This window comes from Colwellia sp. SU-HH01172 (assembly GCF_057553355.1).
Genome location: NZ_BAAJMB010000007.1, coordinates 37,225 through 54,443, shown reverse-complemented (window position 1 = coordinate 54,443; position 17,219 = coordinate 37,225). Strand labels below are relative to the sequence as shown.

At 39.0% G+C, this 17,219-nt stretch carries 15 protein-coding genes; 8 read left to right on the top strand and 7 right to left on the bottom strand.

Going from position 1 to position 17,219, the window contains the following annotated elements; all coding sequences use genetic code 11:
• Positions 1-218: 218 nt before the first annotated feature.
• Both cutA and AC27JP_RS16645 read left to right on the top strand, forming a co-directional pair.
• Positions 219-530, top strand: a complete 312-nt coding sequence (cutA, locus tag AC27JP_RS16650; RefSeq protein ID WP_487117056.1) for a divalent-cation tolerance protein CutA — start codon at positions 219-221, stop codon at positions 528-530.
• A 5-nt stretch (positions 531-535) separates the two neighbouring features.
• On the top strand, positions 536-2,386 hold the full coding sequence (locus AC27JP_RS16645; protein WP_487117055.1) for a protein-disulfide reductase DsbD: 1,851 nt from the start codon (positions 536-538) through the stop codon (positions 2,384-2,386).
• A 140-nt stretch (positions 2,387-2,526) separates the two neighbouring features.
• Here AC27JP_RS16645 and AC27JP_RS16640 read toward each other — a convergent pair whose 3' ends face one another.
• From AC27JP_RS16640 to AC27JP_RS16630, 3 genes are read right to left on the bottom strand one after another with little or no spacing between them, the layout of a single operon-like run.
• Positions 2,527-4,977 carry a bifunctional diguanylate cyclase/phosphodiesterase gene (locus AC27JP_RS16640; RefSeq protein ID WP_487117054.1) on the bottom strand — a complete coding sequence of 817 codons (2,451 nt, stop codon included), beginning with the start codon at positions 4,975-4,977 and terminating at the stop codon, positions 2,527-2,529.
• Positions 4,978-4,979: 2 nt separating this feature from the next.
• On the bottom strand, positions 4,980-6,209 hold the full coding sequence (locus AC27JP_RS16635; RefSeq protein ID WP_487117053.1) for a hypothetical protein: 1,230 nt from the start codon (positions 6,207-6,209) through the stop codon (positions 4,980-4,982).
• Positions 6,181-6,654 (bottom strand): hypothetical protein, encoded by a 474-nt coding sequence (locus AC27JP_RS16630; protein ID WP_487117052.1) that lies wholly within the window; start codon positions 6,652-6,654, stop codon positions 6,181-6,183. The genes AC27JP_RS16635 and AC27JP_RS16630 overlap by 29 nt, the downstream gene beginning before the upstream one ends.
• 270 nt (positions 6,655-6,924) lie before the next feature.
• Here AC27JP_RS16630 and aroQ point away from each other — a divergent pair, with 270 nt between their 5' ends.
• The 4 genes from aroQ (at position 6,925) to AC27JP_RS16610 (ending at position 9,538) form a co-directional block, all read left to right on the top strand.
• Entirely contained in the window at positions 6,925-7,380 is a 456-nt protein-coding gene (gene aroQ / locus AC27JP_RS16625; protein WP_487117051.1) for a type II 3-dehydroquinate dehydratase, read from the top strand.
• Between the two features lie 71 nt (positions 7,381-7,451).
• Positions 7,452-7,904: an acetyl-CoA carboxylase biotin carboxyl carrier protein gene (gene accB / locus AC27JP_RS16620; protein ID WP_487117050.1), complete on the top strand. Its 453-nt coding sequence runs from the start codon at positions 7,452-7,454 to the stop codon at positions 7,902-7,904.
• Between the two features lie 22 nt (positions 7,905-7,926).
• Positions 7,927-9,273, top strand: a complete 1,347-nt coding sequence (gene accC, locus AC27JP_RS16615; RefSeq protein ID WP_487117049.1) for an acetyl-CoA carboxylase biotin carboxylase subunit — start codon at positions 7,927-7,929, stop codon at positions 9,271-9,273.
• 91 nt (positions 9,274-9,364) lie between these two features.
• Positions 9,365-9,538: an oxidoreductase-like domain-containing protein gene (locus AC27JP_RS16610; protein ID WP_487117048.1), complete on the top strand. Its 174-nt coding sequence runs from the start codon at positions 9,365-9,367 to the stop codon at positions 9,536-9,538.
• A gap of 43 nt (positions 9,539-9,581) precedes the next feature.
• On the opposite strand, the gene elbB is transcribed toward AC27JP_RS16610, so the two are convergent.
• From elbB to AC27JP_RS16595, 3 genes are read right to left on the bottom strand one after another with little or no spacing between them, the layout of a single operon-like run.
• A complete protein-coding gene (gene elbB / locus AC27JP_RS16605; RefSeq protein ID WP_487117047.1) occupies positions 9,582-10,238 on the bottom strand; it encodes an isoprenoid biosynthesis glyoxalase ElbB in 657 nt (218 codons plus the stop codon).
• Positions 10,235-11,428, bottom strand: coding sequence for a Bcr/CflA family efflux MFS transporter (locus tag AC27JP_RS16600; protein WP_487117046.1), 1,194 nt, complete (start codon positions 11,426-11,428; stop codon positions 10,235-10,237). Before AC27JP_RS16600 ends, elbB begins: the two co-directional genes overlap by 4 nt.
• A gap of 2 nt (positions 11,429-11,430) precedes the next feature.
• A complete protein-coding gene (locus AC27JP_RS16595; protein ID WP_487117045.1) occupies positions 11,431-12,897 on the bottom strand; it encodes an aminotransferase-like domain-containing protein in 1,467 nt (488 codons plus the stop codon).
• A gap of 346 nt (positions 12,898-13,243) precedes the next feature.
• Here AC27JP_RS16595 and AC27JP_RS16590 point away from each other — a divergent pair, with 346 nt between their 5' ends.
• Together AC27JP_RS16590 and AC27JP_RS16585 are read left to right on the top strand one after the other, a co-directional pair.
• Entirely contained in the window at positions 13,244-14,209 is a 966-nt protein-coding gene (locus AC27JP_RS16590; protein ID WP_487117044.1) for a DMT family transporter, read from the top strand.
• Between the two features lie 176 nt (positions 14,210-14,385).
• On the top strand, positions 14,386-16,305 hold the full coding sequence (locus AC27JP_RS16585; protein WP_487117043.1) for an alpha/beta hydrolase family protein: 1,920 nt from the start codon (positions 14,386-14,388) through the stop codon (positions 16,303-16,305).
• Between the two features lie 57 nt (positions 16,306-16,362).
• On the opposite strand, the gene speB is transcribed toward AC27JP_RS16585, so the two are convergent.
• Positions 16,363-17,175: an agmatinase gene (speB, locus tag AC27JP_RS16580; protein WP_487117042.1), complete on the bottom strand. Its 813-nt coding sequence runs from the start codon at positions 17,173-17,175 to the stop codon at positions 16,363-16,365.
• Positions 17,176-17,219 lie beyond the last annotated feature (44 nt).

Below are 17,219 nucleotides of genomic sequence, written 5' to 3'. Positions count from 1 at the left end.
ATGATCTTTGATGAAACTAATATGGGGGTAAACGGGTCTTTTTCAACCGAACAAGCTTTTTACACATTTTCTAACTGGGCAGTTCAGCTGAATTGTATATTTACAGCTAGAAAAAAGTTAACGTAGGCTAATGTTTGAATTCTGTTGTTTTGAGTATATTACTAACTCAATTAAACTATATTGCGACAGAATAAGTTTTTATTAAGGCCTTTTTGATAATGTATCAAGTAACATTATGCACATGCCCAACCATAGCTATCGCAGAAAACATTGCTCAGCAATTGGTTACGGAAAAGCTTGCCGCTTGTGTCAATATAATACCGAACATTACCTCGGTATATCGTTGGCACGACAATGTAGTCAGTGAGACAGAAGTACAGTTATTCATAAAAACTAAATTGGAATATTTTGATTTGCTTAATGATAGAATTAAGCAATTACACCCGTACGACACTCCTGAAGTTATCGCGTTGAACATCCAGCAAGGCGATCATCAATATTTAAACTGGATCAATGAGTCTTTAAAATAACGGTTATGAAAAAAGTTGTTGCTGTTTTTTGGTTAATTCTTACCTGCTTATCTTTTACAAATGCGCCTGTGGCACATGCACAAGATTCAATTTTTAATACCCCTGCATCATTATTTAGTAATGACGATGAGTTTTTAAAAGTTGATGATGCGTTTATTTTTGATTTTCATCAGCAGAAAAATAAATTGCAGGTTAGCTTTAACATCGCTGAAGGCTACTACCTTTATCGCCATCAATTTAAATTTACCACTAACAACGCCAGCATTGTTCCAGTAAATTTACCTGAAGGTGAACATCATGAAGATGAATTTTTTGGTGTTCAACAAATATTCACTGGCCAGCTTGCGTTTACCCTTGATATTGAACAAGCGAGCAGCGATGCAAATATAACGATTCGCTATCAAGGTTGTGCGAAAAAAGGCCTATGTTATCCACCAACGAAAAAAACCATTGATTTAAGCGAAGTTGCTTTTACTAAAAGTGCGGCAAATGATGCAGAAAATGTTTTAAATGCCTTAAGTACAGCTAATACCGTTACGCCAAGTAGCAATAATGAAACCTCAAACACCAGCACTAATAGTAGTGAGCAGCATCAGCTCGCTGACATGCTAAAAGGTGACAATATTTGGTTAACCTTAGCGGCATTTTTTATTGGCGGTTTATTACTCTCTTTTACGCCTTGTGTATTTCCAATGTACCCTATTTTAACCGGGATTATTGTTGGTCAAGGTGATAAGTTATCAACCAAAAAAGCCTTCACCTTATCGTTTTTCTATGTTCAAGGTATGGCCGTAACCTACACCTTACTCGGTATTGTTGTTGCTATTGCTGGCGCACAATTTCAAGCCATGTTTCAACACCCCATCGTATTAATAGCCTTAAGTGTATTATTTATCTTCTTAGCACTTTCGATGTTTGGTGTCTTTAACCTAGCTTTACCAAGTAGTTGGCAAAACAAGCTAAACAACATAAGTAGCAGCCAAAAAGGCGGCTCTTACGTGGGTGTATTGATAATGGGTGCTATTTCAGGTTTAGTGGCATCACCTTGTACGACAGCGCCACTAACCGGTGCCTTGCTATACATTTCCCAGTCTGGCGATATATTATTAGGCGCGTCAGCCTTATACGCTTTAAGTTTAGGTATGGGCTTACCCTTACTTATATTAGGCAGCTCAGGCGGTAAACTACTCCCTAAAGCAGGGAATTGGATGAATGTTATCAAGAATATTTTTGGCTTGTTATTACTTGCCGTACCAATTTTCTTACTTGAACGATTCTTGCCAGCCTTAGTTATCGACGTAATGTGGGTGGTATTAATTTTAGCGACTGCCGGTTATTTTTATACCGTAAATCAAGATTCTAAGAAAACATTTGGCTTTGGTTTACGAAGCATTTTAATCTTCTTGGTCTTCTTTATTGGTGCAAATAAAGCTTACCAATTGCTTTATCCACCGACACAAGTTTCAGTATCACAACAAGCCGAACAACATGGCTTTGAACATGTGAAAAACTTAACAGAAATGAATCAAGCGATTGCCAAAGCGAATGCTCAAGGCAAGACCGTGATGGTTGATCTTTACGCTGACTGGTGTGTTGCCTGTAAAGAGTTTGAAGAATACACTTTTTTTGAAGCTAATGTACAAAGTGCCCTTGCAGACTCAGTATTACTGCAAATTGATTTAACCGATACCGGCTCAAAGGATAGTGTTGAACTGATGTCACACTTTGAAGTATTTGGTTTACCGTCAATTTTATTTTTTGATAAATCAGGCAATGAGTTAACGCAACGACGAGTGACTGGCTTTATGGGAGCTGATGAGTTCTCAACTCATGTAACAAAAACTTTTGCTCCGTAAGTTCTAGTTAAATTAAGCAATAAAAAAAGCGCCACACGGCGCTTTTTTTTGTCTGCAAAGTAAGTACTCTACAAGACTCAACTTGCTTGATTACTGTTGACCTTAAGCTGCAACAACATTAACGAATCAATACCATGCTATTAATTTACTGCTGATTCTGAATGAACAAACACTTTCCATTTACCACCAACAATTTGTCGGCTAATAAAGTCATACAGCTCAGTTTCAGGAATAGGTTTAGAAAAGTAATAGCCTTGTATTAGGTCACAATCATTGTCAGACAAACTGCGTAACTGCGCCTGTGTTTCCACCCCTTCGGCAATAACCGTCAAACCTAAATTTTTCACCATGGCGATGGTCGACATAATAATCTGAAAATCGGCATGGTTTTCTAACATCCCAAAAACAAAGCTCTTATCTATTTTAATAACGTCTACGGGCATACGTTTTAAGTAAGCCAGTGAAGAATAGCCGGTACCAAAATCATCAATGGCAAAACTAAAGCCAAGACGGCGCATGGCATCCATGGTTTCAATCGCTTTATCTATATCTTTAACTAAGGTTTGCTCGGTCAACTCAAGTTCAAAGTTTGCCGCTGGCAAATCAAATTCAGCTAATAACTCTTCCAAATAGGCAATCAAATTTACATCAGCAAATTGTCCGGCTGACAGGTTTATCGCGATAGTGACATCTGCCAAGCCAATATCTTTCATGCCCTGATAAAGTTCAAAACAGCGTCTAATGACCCAATAGCCCAAATCAATCATATGCTCTGAATTTTCTAAAATGGGAATAAAATCATCGGGCGAAACCATGCCGCGTTCAGGATGCTGCCATCGAAGAAGTGCTTCAAAGCCGTGTAATTTATTGGTTTTAGCCACTAATTGTGGTTGTAAACTTAAGCTAAACTGCCCTTTTGCAAGCGCTTGCTTAACTTCACTTTCCATCATCACTCGTTGAGCTACACGCTGGAACATGCCGCCTTGATAGATAAAGTACTGATCGCCTCCATTATCTTTTGCTTCATACATGGCAATATCGGCATGGCTGATAAGTTCACTTGCTTGTACTAGTTCGCCTTCTGTCATGGCAATACCAATACTACAAGTAACATAAAACAAATTACTATTAACTTTAATTGGTTGTTGGAAGCTCTTTAAAATTTCCTTAGCCAGTTCTTCAGCAGCTTCAAATGCGGTATTCTCATTGAGCAAAATCAAAAATTCATCGCCACCAAAACGGCAGACCATATCAGCATTTCTAACACTTAAGTTTATACGATTAGCCGCCTCAATAAGCAGTTTGTCACCTTCACCATGGCCATGAGTATCATTAACTTTTTTAAAATCATCTAAATCTAAAAATAGAATACCAACATTGCTACTTTGTCGGCTGGCATGTTGCAATAATTTGCGTAATTGAAAATTAAGCATATTACGATTAGGCAAGCCAGTTAATAAGTCGTACATGGCAATATTCTCTAATTCTTGAGTCTTTTGCGTTACTTCAATATTTAACTGTTCGAGTTCATAGCTCAGTTCTGTTGTGGCATTGATTAAAACATCAATTTCATCAGGAAATACTTTTGACTGCTTTATTTCAGCTTTTCGAAATTGTTCAAATTCTTTTCGCGCCAATAAAGGCAAGATATCGGAAAGGATCAATAGCCGTTTAGTAAAGGGTCCAGCAACAAAATGAACCAAAAAGGCAATAACAATAAGAATAGCAACAGCTGAAAGGACAAATTGTAAACGATAGTCATAATACTTCTTGGTGAAAGAGCTGACATCATCAACCTGCGCCATATAAAAGTTTTTTGTCTGTGAGGCCGCTAACGGTAACAAATTTATCAAATAGCTTTTGTTGTCATGCTCTACTTGCAGACTATCTTGTTTCACACTCGACAATAACACTTGTGATTGGCTATTCATAAACAATGCGTTCATTAACTTAGGAGCAGAAGAGGTGATGGTTTCTGCCTGTGCCAGCTGAACTTGCTGTGATTTATCAAAAGCAACAATCGCCACTTGGTTTTCTAATGCTTGGTTAATAGCAAAAATCACATCAACAAACGATACCGCCATCGAGACAATCGCCATATCACCTTTAGCATTTAAAATCGGAATTGAAACTAGCTGTACACACTGTTGTAAGCAATTCAATTGATAATCTGGTGTATTGGTTTCAATCACTCGCTTAATACTTGCTAGCACATCCTTAGACAAAGGGTCTGATTGAAACACTGGCTCCAAGTGCTCGGTAATCAACCATAAAGACTCAACATTATGATTAATTTGCAAAGCATCAAATTGTTGCTCTAAAGCATTTGCGGCTTGGTAAAAATCAGCCTGCTCTTTAAGCAAGATAAGATCAGAGAAAGATTCTAACCAGCTCCCCACTTGCTCTCGAACTATTCGACTTTGCATTTCAAACTGGGCCTTACCTTGGCGCAGCTTATTATCTTGGTATTGTTTGAATTCTTGATCTAATCGCGATATTGATAACATCGAAATAGCAAGACTTAACAGCATCAAAGCGCCAATCACAAGAATGAAGAATTTTAGCGAAACACTAACAAAATTAGACTTCATAATTAAAACCAGTACATAAACTGAATTGCCCAAACCTGCCAGTATTTACTATTATTGGCGATAGGATCAGGCTGTACTATCGGTGATAACCGAGCCCCACCTTCCATCCAGTGATATTCGGCATTCACTCGAAAGTTACTGGCAAAGTCATATGACAAACCAATAACCGTATCATTATGAAAACCAAAATAAGCAGGCACTAAGCCACCGGTAGCTTGTTCCAATTTGCTGCCATTTTTATCATCTTTATTAGCATAAAAACGCTCATGTCTGGCCATAAACGACAAATCTTTCTTCAGCTGATAACTCGCTTGGACATAATAACCTTGGCCTTTCTCATCACGATGAAAGCCAGGTGCATAGAAACCAGTCGTGGCAAAACGTTCTTGAAACAACTCGACACTAAATTGCCAATATTCTCCTTCATAAAGTGCATTGGCGGTATAGAACTGGAAAACAAACTCACTATCAACAAAGTTATCAACTTCAGCTTTGTCATAGGTAAAAGTTGAATCAAGCGCAGAGATACCAAAGCGCCATTGTGAATAAGGTGGTTGCCAATAAATACTCGCTTGAGTATCTAGATCATGGTCAATTTCGCCTAAGGCAAACTTACCAATGACAACATCAGTTTGCTCATCAGATATTGCACTTTTTCCTCGGCTAAAGTTAAAATCAATGTCTCCTAAGCTGTCATCACTGTAACTTAACTTAACCGCCGCACCATCACCACCAACGGCAATGTCTCTAAAACCGTCAAAATAAACAACCTGCGGAATAATAATTGAAGGACGGGCAAACGGAATATCGCGAGTACTTGAATATAACCAATGGTTATTTTTTACGCGACCAAAATAAAAACTTGCCTGCCATGCCTCAGTATGAAAAGCGTCCCACTCCAACAGTAAATAATCTAAGCGAGGACCCGCATGATAGCGATTGCCGCCATTGAGATAAACCGCCTGACCGGCAATACGAAAATCATCATTCAACTGATAAGAAGCATTAACACCGACTTCGGTTAGCTCCAGTGAAATACTTTCGTCATCATTAATATAATTACTATCGTTGGCATCAATAATACCTTGGGCCACAAAGCCATGTATCTGCAGTGGTTCACTTTTAACTTCCTTTGCATTCACACTTGCCACTAAACAAAGTGCAGCCACAGCACTTACGATATAAGACGATAACTTAAACGATCTAATCATCAATTTTAATGACGTTAACATCGCTGACCTCCAACAAATTTTCCACATAACCAATAGCACCTTTAGTCGACTTTACCGCCTCGACAAGCTCATTTTCATTTGCGACTTCAATCGGCGCAACACCATAACCAGAGAAGGTCAATTTATGCCAAATACGATCGAGCTGATACGGAAATAGCCGCAATTGTTCTTTGCAAAATTTTTGATGAATGGGATCCTCACTGGCTAAAACATAGATCACGATAGGCGTACCGTTTTGCCAGTGCACTTGGCGCATCGAGTATATTCGGCGCAATTGAGTTATTGATAACGAAACCGTATCGGCCGTTATATTGGAAATAACATTTATTGCTTGTACTTGCGAGCTAAACAGCAAAGTAACAAAAGCAATATGAATAAATATGACTTTAATAATTTCATCCTTGTTTCTAACATAGAACGACACGACAACATTTAAGCCCAACACATATTCCCAGTGTTAAGATTAAATCAATGAATTAATTAAAATTTCTACAATTTTTAGTTTAGTCAACTTAAAACAACTTACAACGCATTATTCCCTATAAATCACCTCCCAAGTGATTAGACCAGTATTTTGCTGCTATATTCTGCGAAAACACTATAATAATCGGCAAATGAGATTAAATTCAGCGAGGTTGCTGAAATTAATACAAACTTAGATATAAATATGACATGATAACAACATCAACTAACGTTAAAGGTGTTTTTACCGAAAATGACTACAAAGTTTAACATTTTAGTTCTAAATGGCCCTAACCTGAACATGTTAGGTAAACGTGAACCGACTATTTATGGCTCACTATCACTAACTCAGATTATGACAAATTTACAGTCTGTTGCCAATGAGGCAAATGTTCTACTCAGTCATTGTCAGTCAAACGCTGAACACGTGTTAATTGATGAAATTCATCAAAGCTTCGAAAAAATAGACTTTATTATTATTAACCCGGCAGCATTCACCCATACCAGCGTGGCAATTAGAGACGCCTTATTGGCCGTTAATATTCCGTTTATTGAGGTGCATTTATCAAACGTACATGCGCGAGATGCATTTAGACAACATTCATATTTATCTGATATCGCCATCGGTGTCATTAGTGGCTTAGGGGCTAATGGCTATAGCTATGCCTTAAACGCGGCGATTGAACAATTAAAAGCAGACAAAAATTAACCACAACCAATGTTTCACAGAAACCTTGGTCTCAAATAACATAAATTTAATAATTATTAAAAGGTATTCAAATGGATATTCGCAAAATTAAAAAGTTAATTGAACTAGTTGAAGAATCAGGGATCAACGAGTTAGAAATTTCTGAAGGTGAAGAATCAGTACGTATTAGCCGTGGTGGCTCTATTGTGCAAGCAGCCCCAGTGATGCAAGCTGCACCTGTTGCAGCGCCAGCAGCGCCAGCAGCTGCAGCCGCCGCTCCTGCCACAGAAACGACAGCACCAGTATTAACCGGACATGTTGTTCGCTCTCCTATGGTTGGTACTTTCTACGCTTCAGCTTCTCCTGATGCCCCTGCATTTGTTGAAGTAGGTCAACATGTTAATGCTGGCGATACCTTATGTATTCTTGAAGCAATGAAAATGATGAACCAAATTGAAGCAGATAAATCTGGCGTTATTAAAGAAATTTTAGCGAGTAATGAAGACGCTATTGAATTCGACCAACCGCTATTCATCATTGAATAAGCCCAACAGTAAGGGTCATTCCATGTTAGATAAAGTTGTTATCGCCAACCGAGGCGAAATTGCATTAAGAATATTACGTGCATGTAAAGAACTAGGTATTAAAACAGTAGCGGTACATTCAACTGCTGATAGAAACTTAAAGCACGTTTTATTAGCAGATGAAACTATCTGTATTGGTAAACCGTCGGCACCGGATAGTTACCTGAACATTCCAGCAATAATTACCGCTGCAGAAGTAACTAATTCTGTTGCTATTCATCCTGGCTACGGTTTTTTAGCTGAAAATGCTGACTTTGCTGAACAAGTTGAGCAGTCAGGCTTTGCCTTTATCGGCCCGAAAGCAGAAAGCATTCGTATTATGGGTGATAAAGTTGCGGCAATTAAGGCCATGAAAGTAGCTGGTGTTCCTTGTGTTCCTGGTTCGGATGGCCCACTAAATGATGACGATGAGGTAAACAAAGCCCATGCTAAACGCATTGGTTACCCTGTTATTGTTAAAGCTGCTGGTGGCGGCGGTGGCCGAGGTATGCGTGTTGTACGTACTGAAGAAGAATTAATTGACGCTATTGCTTTAACGAAAAAAGAAGCCGGAACTATTTTCAAAAATGACATGGTCTACATGGAAAAATTCCTTGAAAACCCTCGTCATGTTGAAATTCAAATCATGGCTGATGGCCAAGGTGGCGCAATTCACTTAGGTGAGCGTGATTGTTCAATGCAACGTCGTCACCAAAAAGTGGTTGAAGAAGCTCCTGCACCTGGTATTACCGCCGAAATGCGCGCTAAAATAGGTGAACGTTGTTGTAAAGCTTGTATCGATATTAACTATCGTGGTGCCGGTACTTTTGAGTTTTTATATGAAAATGGCGAGTTCTATTTCATTGAAATGAACACTCGTATTCAAGTTGAGCATCCAGTGACTGAAATGATCACCGGTGTAGACTTGATTAAAGAACAACTTCGTGTCGCTGCTGGCCAACCATTATCTTATACTCAAGAAGATATTAAAATTGCTGGTCACTCTATTGAGTGTCGTATTAATGCTGAAGACCCACGTACTTTTATTCCATCACCGGGTAAAATTACACGTTTCCATCCTCCAGGGGGGTTAGGTGTTCGTTGGGATTCTCATATTTACGCTGATTATTCGGTACCACCTCACTATGACTCTATGATTGGTAAGTTAATTACTTGGGGTGATAATCGTGATGTCGCGATTGCTCGTATGCGTAATGCGTTAAGTGAGTTAGTGATTGATGGTATTAAAACCAACATAGCCTTGCACCAAGATATTCTCAACGACCAAGGATTTGTTAATGGTGGCGCCAATATTCATTACTTAGAAAAGAAACTTTCTGATTTTGAATAACTCATAAGCTGCTATTGCCTACAAAAAAGCTCTGCATCCAGAGCTTTTTTTATTTATAATCTTTAATATAAAAAACAATGTTGCAAATTTAATGACCGAATTATTAGAAAAACCATTACCTCCTGCCGACGATGACTGTTGCGGCGGTGGTGCGTGTAACCCATGTGTTTGGGATCATTATTATGCCGAACGCAAAAAATGGCGTTTGCAACAAGTTGAATTAAAAGCAGCTGAAGAGCAAAATAAAGCACAAGCTAACGACTAGCTTAGCCTATGCCTCATCATTTCATCTCAACTAACCATCACGCTTAGTTGGCCATGTTAATCACTTTCGCAACGAGCTTATTAATACCAGTTGCCGCTTCGGTTAATGAAGTCGCAAGCATGTAGGCTGGCGTCGACACTAATTGTCGAGCATCATCAACAATAATATCGTCAACCTCACAATCTTTATGCGTTAAGCCAATATTCGTTAACGATTCTGCAATCGCAATATCTTTACCTATTGTTGCTTGCGCGTCTTTACCATAAATCAACGGGATCATAACCGGCGCAATGCACATATAACCCGCAGGTTTACCAGCTTTGGCAAACGCTTTACAGCTTGCTAACACTTGTTCATTAACCGAAATAGCTTCGCCGTTAATGGCAAAATCAGATAAATTTTTCGCTGCACCAAAACCACCAGGCACAATCAAAGCATCAAACTCTTCGATATAAAATTCTGACAAGTCTTCAACATCACCGCGTGCAATACGTGCTGACTCAACCAGTACGTTACGCTGTTCAGTTACCATAACTTCACCGGTTAAGTGATTTATAACATGGTGTTGATTAATATTCGGTGCAAAACAACGATACTTAGCCCCGGCCTGTTCAATCGCCAGCAGTGTTAAAACCGCTTCATGTATTTCAGTGCCATCGTAAACGCCACAGCCCGATAAAATTACTGCAATATTTTTCAAGTTTTCACCTCATTTTTTTCTAACACGCTATGCAAAATTTGACATAATAAAACTATGTACACAGCGACTGCCATTAGTACTGCAAATGGTAAGGCACTGCCGTCATAAAATACAGCCAAAATTGGCCCAGCCAAAGCACCAACACCAAAACGTAACGTGCCATTGACTGCTGTTGCCGTGCCTGCATGTTCAGTAAATTCTTGTAGTATTAAAGCATTAGCATTGACAGAAATCATCGATAAACTTCCCATCAATGGCAGTATTACCGCAACATGATACGGCAATGACAATGAGAATAAATTGGCAAGCACTAAACTAGTCGACGTTGTGAACGCAAGCAACAAGCCATAATGTAGCATTTTTCTCGAGCCAACTTTTGTCACCACACGGGTATTAATAAAATGCGCGCTCATTAACGCCAAAACATTGATACCGAACAACAGACTAAAGTCAAACTCAGAGACCTTAAATACCGTTAAATAGACAAATGAAATGGCAGTGATATAAGCAAAAAAAGCTAATGAAACCATCATAGAACTGATCAAATCTAAGCGTGCTTTTTTATTACTAAAAACAATTTTATAGCGCTCTATCGTACGATATTCTTTAGTTGAGGCTTTCGAGCTTACATCCGGTAAAAAGTAGTGACTCAAAACTAAGATAACTAACGCGTACAGGGCCAAAATATAAAATATCATTTGCCAGCTATGTAGCAATAACGCACTGCCGATGCTTGGTGCGATCATTGGCGCTAACATCATGATCATACTAACGTATGACAGGCCCTTAGCTGTGTCTTTGCCATAAAGTTGGTTAATAATTCCAGGTACCACAACTGTCGCTGCGCTACCAACAAAGGCTTGCATAAAACGCAATAAAATAAACTGCTCAATACTTTGTGCAACTGTTAGCAACAATGTTGCTAGCAAAAAGCCCGTTAAGCCTAAAATAGCTAACTTACGCCGAGAGTATTTATCAGCCATAGGGCCAAACACCAACATGCCTAACGCATAACCAAAGAGGTAGATACTTAAACTATTCTGCACTAATGGCATTTGAGTTGAGAAATGAGCAGCTAAGGTTGGCATTGCCGGTAAATACATATCTATCGCCAACGGCGACACGGCAATAATCGCTGCAAGCAAGGGCAATAGATATTTTAATGACAGTGTTACTGAGTTTTGGGGCACGCTTATGTTGTCCTCATTTTTTCTTGTACACTTGGATATTGATGCACTAATTTTCCTAAAACTTGGATCGCTTCATCAATGCGTTCACACCATTGCACGCCAAAGCTGATGCGCATATAGTTTTTATATTTTCCTGACGGAGAGAATATCTCGCCGGGTGCAAAATTAACTCCTTGAGCAATCGCTTGCTTGAAGAACTTACTGGTATCAACGTGAGAGCGACAGCGAACCCACAACACACTGCCCCCTTGCGGCTTGGATATGCACACTTGCTCAGGAAAGTGTTGGGCGATTAATGCTCGCATACGCTCGCAATTGTATCTCAGTGTTTTACGCAGCACCTGCAAGTGTCTATCGTATTCGCCACTCATTAAATAATCGGTCAAAGTCCATTGTTGCAACATAGGTGTTGAGCATGATTGTGCCCGCTTAACTCGCTTGGCTTTTTCTTCAAACTTTCCTGGCAATAACCAACCAACCCGATAACCTGGCGCTGCGGTTTTTGAAAAAGATGAACAAGTCAGGACTAAGCCTTTTTCTGAATATAACTGCGCTGATACTGGCCTTTTCTCAGTAAAATACAAATCGCTATAAACTTCATCTTCGATTAACGGGATATTATTTGCTTCTAGTAATGTCACCATCTCTTGTCGCTGTTTATCCGTCATCATAGAGCCTAACGGATTATTGATCGCGGTCGAAAACAAGCAAGCTTTTACCGGATGTTGTTTAATCACATTCGCCAATTCTGTGATACAAACACCATCTTCTGGGCAGGTATAAACTTCTAAAACTTTCATACCCAAACTTTCAATTAACTCAATTAAGCCAAAGTAGCACGGGGATTCAACAGCAATAATATCACCGCGTTCAGCAACACATTGCAACGCTATTGATAATGCTTCTTGTGCGCCATTAGTAATAATTAAATCATCATGATTTACCAACACACCTTGTTCTTGATACCGAAAAGCCAAATTCAAACGTAGCTTAGGATCACCATTTACCGGACCATAACTCACCGCTTTTTCGGAAACACGGCTGATCACCGAACGCATTAACCGAGCTAGCGCTTTATCTGGCGGGTGAGCATGTACTGGGTTAGAAATACCCAAGGCGACCGAGTCTGGAATATGCACAGCATCATAAACCTGCTCAATCAAGCTACGACACGAAACTTCTGAAGGCTGACAGCAGGCCCACTTTGCGCGTCGAGGTAATAAAGTTCTTGCCTGCTTAGCCTTTAAATAATAGCCCGACTGTGGCCTTGCCGATATCGCCCCTTGTCGTTCAAGCTCAACATAAGCCTGCTTGACGGTAGGCACACTAATTTCAAATTGCCGGCTAAGCTTACGTAAGCTTGGCAATTTATCTCCCGGACGCAAAGCGCCATTCTTTGTTTGCTGTTCAACAAAATCGATTACTTGTTGGTATAAAAACTCTGGTGCTGATTTATCAACTAGACGCATAACTGTATAGGTTGCATTTTCATTTTTCTGTATATGTTATTAAAACAAATAATCGATAAACTGTCTAATTATTAACAACGATTCAACTTGTTTTCATTTTCGAAAGCAAATAACGAGGAGAGGCACATGACATTTGCATATATTGTAAAAATAGTTTTAACAAAATGGATTAACACCTTGTCAAAAAGAGGTTTCAGTACCGCTCTCGTTAGACAAGAGACACAAATGCCAATGCCAATGCCTTCGCTAGGTAAGAATAGTTCAAGTAACCAGCAGGCTTGCTGCCCTAAATAGTATTGGTAGAGCTAGCAATGCGATCATTGCTAGCTCATATTAAGGACGAATTATGAACAATACTTTTTTATACATCATTACCGTGTTGATATGGGGCTCCACTTGGATTGCTATCAATTACCAATTAGGTGATGTTGCCTCTGAAGTGTCACTGTTTTATCGCTTTGGCTTAGCGGCATTAGTGCTATTTGTATATTGCCGATATAAACAAGTACCCCTGAATTTTTCAGCTCGCTATCATCTACAGTTTTTCCTGTTTGGCATGGCGTTATTCGGCTGCAATTATTTATTCCTTTACTCCGCACAGCAGCATATTAATTCTGCGTTAACCTGCATCGCATTTTCGATGATCATGTTTTTTAATGTCTTTAATGCTCGCATTTGGTACGGCACAAAAATAACTAAACCAGTATACCTTGGTGGTTTACTGGGGTTAGTCGGCATAATCACGTTATTTTGGCCGCAAATAAATGATACTCAGTTAGGGCCAGAAACATTGCTGGGATTAGGTCTTTGCATCACAGGGACTTTGTTCGCTTCAACCGGTAACATGCTGTCGATGAAAAATCAGCAAATGCAAATACCTCTAATGTCAGCCAACGCATGGGGAATGGCCTATGGCGCAACATTTATGGCATTGATGGCACTATTACAAGGTAAAGAATTTAGTTTTGACTATTCCGTGTCATACATCACCTCTTTGCTTTATTTATCAATATTTGGCTCGGTGATCGCTTTTGGTAGTTACCTGACCTTATTAAACCGCATTGGTGCTCATAAAGCCTCGTATGCATCGATTATGTTTCCAGCTGTCGCTGTCGTTATTTCAACATTTGTTGAGAACTTTTCTTGGTCACTATTCACAGTCGCTGGCTTAAGTTTTATTTTGGCGGGAAATTTAGTGGTACTGATGAAACCTAGAAAAAGCACAGTCGCTAAAAACGATTCTGCAGAGCAAGGAAAAAACTATGCTGAAGCGAATGTAAATCAAAAAACATTGAATACGGAAGCTTTATAGTTAGCTTAACTATTTTCCAAATGGTCAACTTTGTGCGCAGTACACTTAATCTTAAGTGCCAATTGCACGACGGTGCTGAATTCCTTCCTTTTCAGCACCGTTTTTTCTTTTTTACTTACTTATCAATAACCATTAATCATTTGTATATTTTCTGTTAACATTTAGTAAAAGGAATTTTGGTTATAAAAATAATGATACGAATCATACTAATAGTTTTATCAATGTGCATAAGCACTCTCTCTTTCGCTAAAAAATTACCTGTAGAAGCCTATGGCAAATTGCCAGTTGCTAGCCAAATGAAACTATCTCCTAGTGGCAACCATATTGCATTTATCAGAAACCATGACGGCAATTCATATGTCGGCGTTATTGATCGCCTGAAAAAGACAACAAAGTTTGTTGTTAATACGGATAATGAAAAGTTTAAAATTGGCTGGTTTCGATGGGCTAATGATGAAATGTTACTTGTTAGCGCACATTACCCTGTACACCGTATGCTGAGAAAATATACTGAGGCTCGTTTATACAAAATAAAAATCGACGGCTCAAAAAAAATGCGACAAGTGAGCATACCTAAAAATGGCGAACACGTTGCACAATTCCAAAATACTATTATTGATATGCTTCCTGATGAGCCGGATCATATTTTAATGGAAATAGATTACCAAAGTGGCAACAAGCCCGATGTATATAAAATAGATTTAAATAAAAAAAATACCCGCTCAAGAATAGTGCGGGGTAGAACTAACATTTATCATTGGATGACAGATCAACAACATAGAGTTCGTTTGGGCTTTGGACTCGATGAAACCCGCATCTTTTATTCTCTTTACGATCTAAAAACAAAAAAATGGCAAAGAATATGGGATTATGAAATATTTGATGCGCCTGATATAACCCCTCTTGGTTTTGGTCTAGATCCAAATAAACTTTATATTCGAGCTGACCATCAAGGCCGCTACGCAATATATACTGTTGACTTAACTAACGAGGAGTTACCACGAACACTCGTTTACTCTGATAAAAATTATGATATCGAAGGTAGTTTAATATATTCAAAACATACTAAAGAAGTTATTGGTGTGTATCACGGAGAATCAGAAGATAATAAAATATATTTCAACTCCTCTTACGAAAAATTTCAACAAGCTTTAAACCAAGCAATTCCTAATGCCTCAAATAACATAGCCAGCTTTAGTGATAATGGCCGCAAATATATTTTGCATACTAGCAGTAGTGAGACATCAGGAAGATATTATTTCGGCGATAGAGACACTGGAGAATTAACACCACTTATTGATGAGTACCCGCAGTTAAACAGCACAAACATTATCGGAAAAAGTAAGCAAAATTATCCAGCAAGCGATGGCTTAATGATAGAAGCCTATTTATCCATACCTGAAAATTTACCAGCTGAAAATAGGCCTGCGATCATTATCCCTCATGGTGGCCCCATGAGCAGAGTTTATGGTGGCTTTGACTGGTTTACTGAGTTTTTTGCTAGTCGTGGTTATCTAGTTTTTGAACCAAATTTTAGGGGTTCATCAGGATATGGGTTTAAGTTTGAAATGGCTTCTATAGAAAACTGGGGGGGTGCCATGCAAACAGATTTGGCCGACGCTGCAACATGGTTAGTAGAAAAACACCAAGTAGACAAAAGCAGAATTTGTATTATTGGTGCCAGCTACGGGGGATACGCCGCACTCATGGCGGCCGCTAAACAGCAAAACATCTTTAAATGTGCAGCAAGTTTTGCTGGTGTATCTGATCTGCAATATTTAGTGAGGAAATCTCAAAATTTTACCAACCATAAAGTTGTAGAAAAACAATTTGGCATGAATGCTGAAACGCTTGAGAAGAACTCGCCAATTAATTTTGCTAAGAATATCGATATTCCCGTCATGTTGATTCATGGTGAGCTTGACACCATTGTCCCTGTGCAGCATAGCCAAAATATGTTCGCTTCTTTAACCGAGCATAATAAAAAAGTCGAATATATCGAGCTTAAAAATGGCAATCATCACCTAAGTATTGAAAAAAATAGACTGACAACCCTAAATTCAATAGCTAACTTTTTAGCAAAACATTTACAATAGATGAAATACAGCAGATGAAGCGACAATACCTATCGCTTCTTCAAGAAAATATCAATTTCAGCTAAGTAGCATTTTCCCAGCGACTTCTTTAACAAGCTTTGCCGCGAGTTGTGAAGTCATATCGTCGATATCTTTGTTCGGGTTAAACTCAACAATATCGGCACCAACCAGTGGTGTATTTATATTATGAATTAAGTTAATGACTTCCCGGCTAGATAGCCCACCAGGCTCTCGGTGCGAAACACCCGGAGCAAAAGCAGGATCGATACCGTCTATATCAAGCGATAAATATACTGGATGTTCAAACACTAAAGGTTTCGATAATGGCCAATGTCTCATCTCTAACGATTCAACCTTAAACTTGGCAATTTGCTGTTCTTGATGCAAGTTTAGAGTTCTAATGCCTACTTGTACTAGCCTGTCACATAAACCATCTTCCATCACACGCGCAAATGGGCAAGCATTAGAGTAGCGATTTCCTTTAAAGGAATCGTATAAGTCTGAGTGGGCATCAATATGCAATATCGTTAGCTGGTCAAAGTGTTTACGATAACTTTTTAACACCGGGTAACTGATACTGTGATCGCCACCTAAGGTCATTAAGCGGGTATTGTTAGACAACAACTGATCACAGCGTTGCTCAATTGCCACAATAAAGTTTTCTGGCACAGCGACATTAATATCGCCAGCATCCAACCATCGTTCAGACTCTCGTATGTTTACGCCTAACTCAGTTGAGCCATTTAATGAGCCATGACTTAACACTTCGCGAATAAAGCTTGGTGCTAAAGCAGGTCCTCGCTCAAACGAAGAGTTATCGTCAAAAGGTATGCCTAACATCGCCACTTTAAATTTGCTATTTTCTGCCATTTTCTTACCTGTTTACTTCCCTACTTAACAATAAATACTAAGTA

Coding starts and splice junctions, on each gene's coding strand:
- cutA (WP_487117056.1), top strand. CDS start 219: ATGTATCAAGTAACATTATGCACATGCCCAACCATAGCTATCGCAGAA.
- AC27JP_RS16590 (WP_487117044.1), top strand. CDS start 13,244: ATGAACAATACTTTTTTATACATCATTACCGTGTTGATATGGGGCTCC.
- aroQ (WP_487117051.1), top strand. CDS start 6,925: ATGACTACAAAGTTTAACATTTTAGTTCTAAATGGCCCTAACCTGAAC.
- AC27JP_RS16610 (WP_487117048.1), top strand. CDS start 9,365: ATGACCGAATTATTAGAAAAACCATTACCTCCTGCCGACGATGACTGT.
- AC27JP_RS16635 (WP_487117053.1), bottom strand. CDS start 6,209: ATGTTAACGTCATTAAAATTGATGATTAGATCGTTTAAGTTATCGTCT.
- speB (WP_487117042.1), bottom strand. CDS start 17,175: ATGGCAGAAAATAGCAAATTTAAAGTGGCGATGTTAGGCATACCTTTT.
- accB (WP_487117050.1), top strand. CDS start 7,452: ATGGATATTCGCAAAATTAAAAAGTTAATTGAACTAGTTGAAGAATCA.
- AC27JP_RS16645 (WP_487117055.1), top strand. CDS start 536: ATGAAAAAAGTTGTTGCTGTTTTTTGGTTAATTCTTACCTGCTTATCT.
- accC (WP_487117049.1), top strand. CDS start 7,927: ATGTTAGATAAAGTTGTTATCGCCAACCGAGGCGAAATTGCATTAAGA.
- AC27JP_RS16595 (WP_487117045.1), bottom strand. CDS start 12,897: ATGCGTCTAGTTGATAAATCAGCACCAGAGTTTTTATACCAACAAGTA.
- AC27JP_RS16640 (WP_487117054.1), bottom strand. CDS start 4,977: ATGAAGTCTAATTTTGTTAGTGTTTCGCTAAAATTCTTCATTCTTGTG.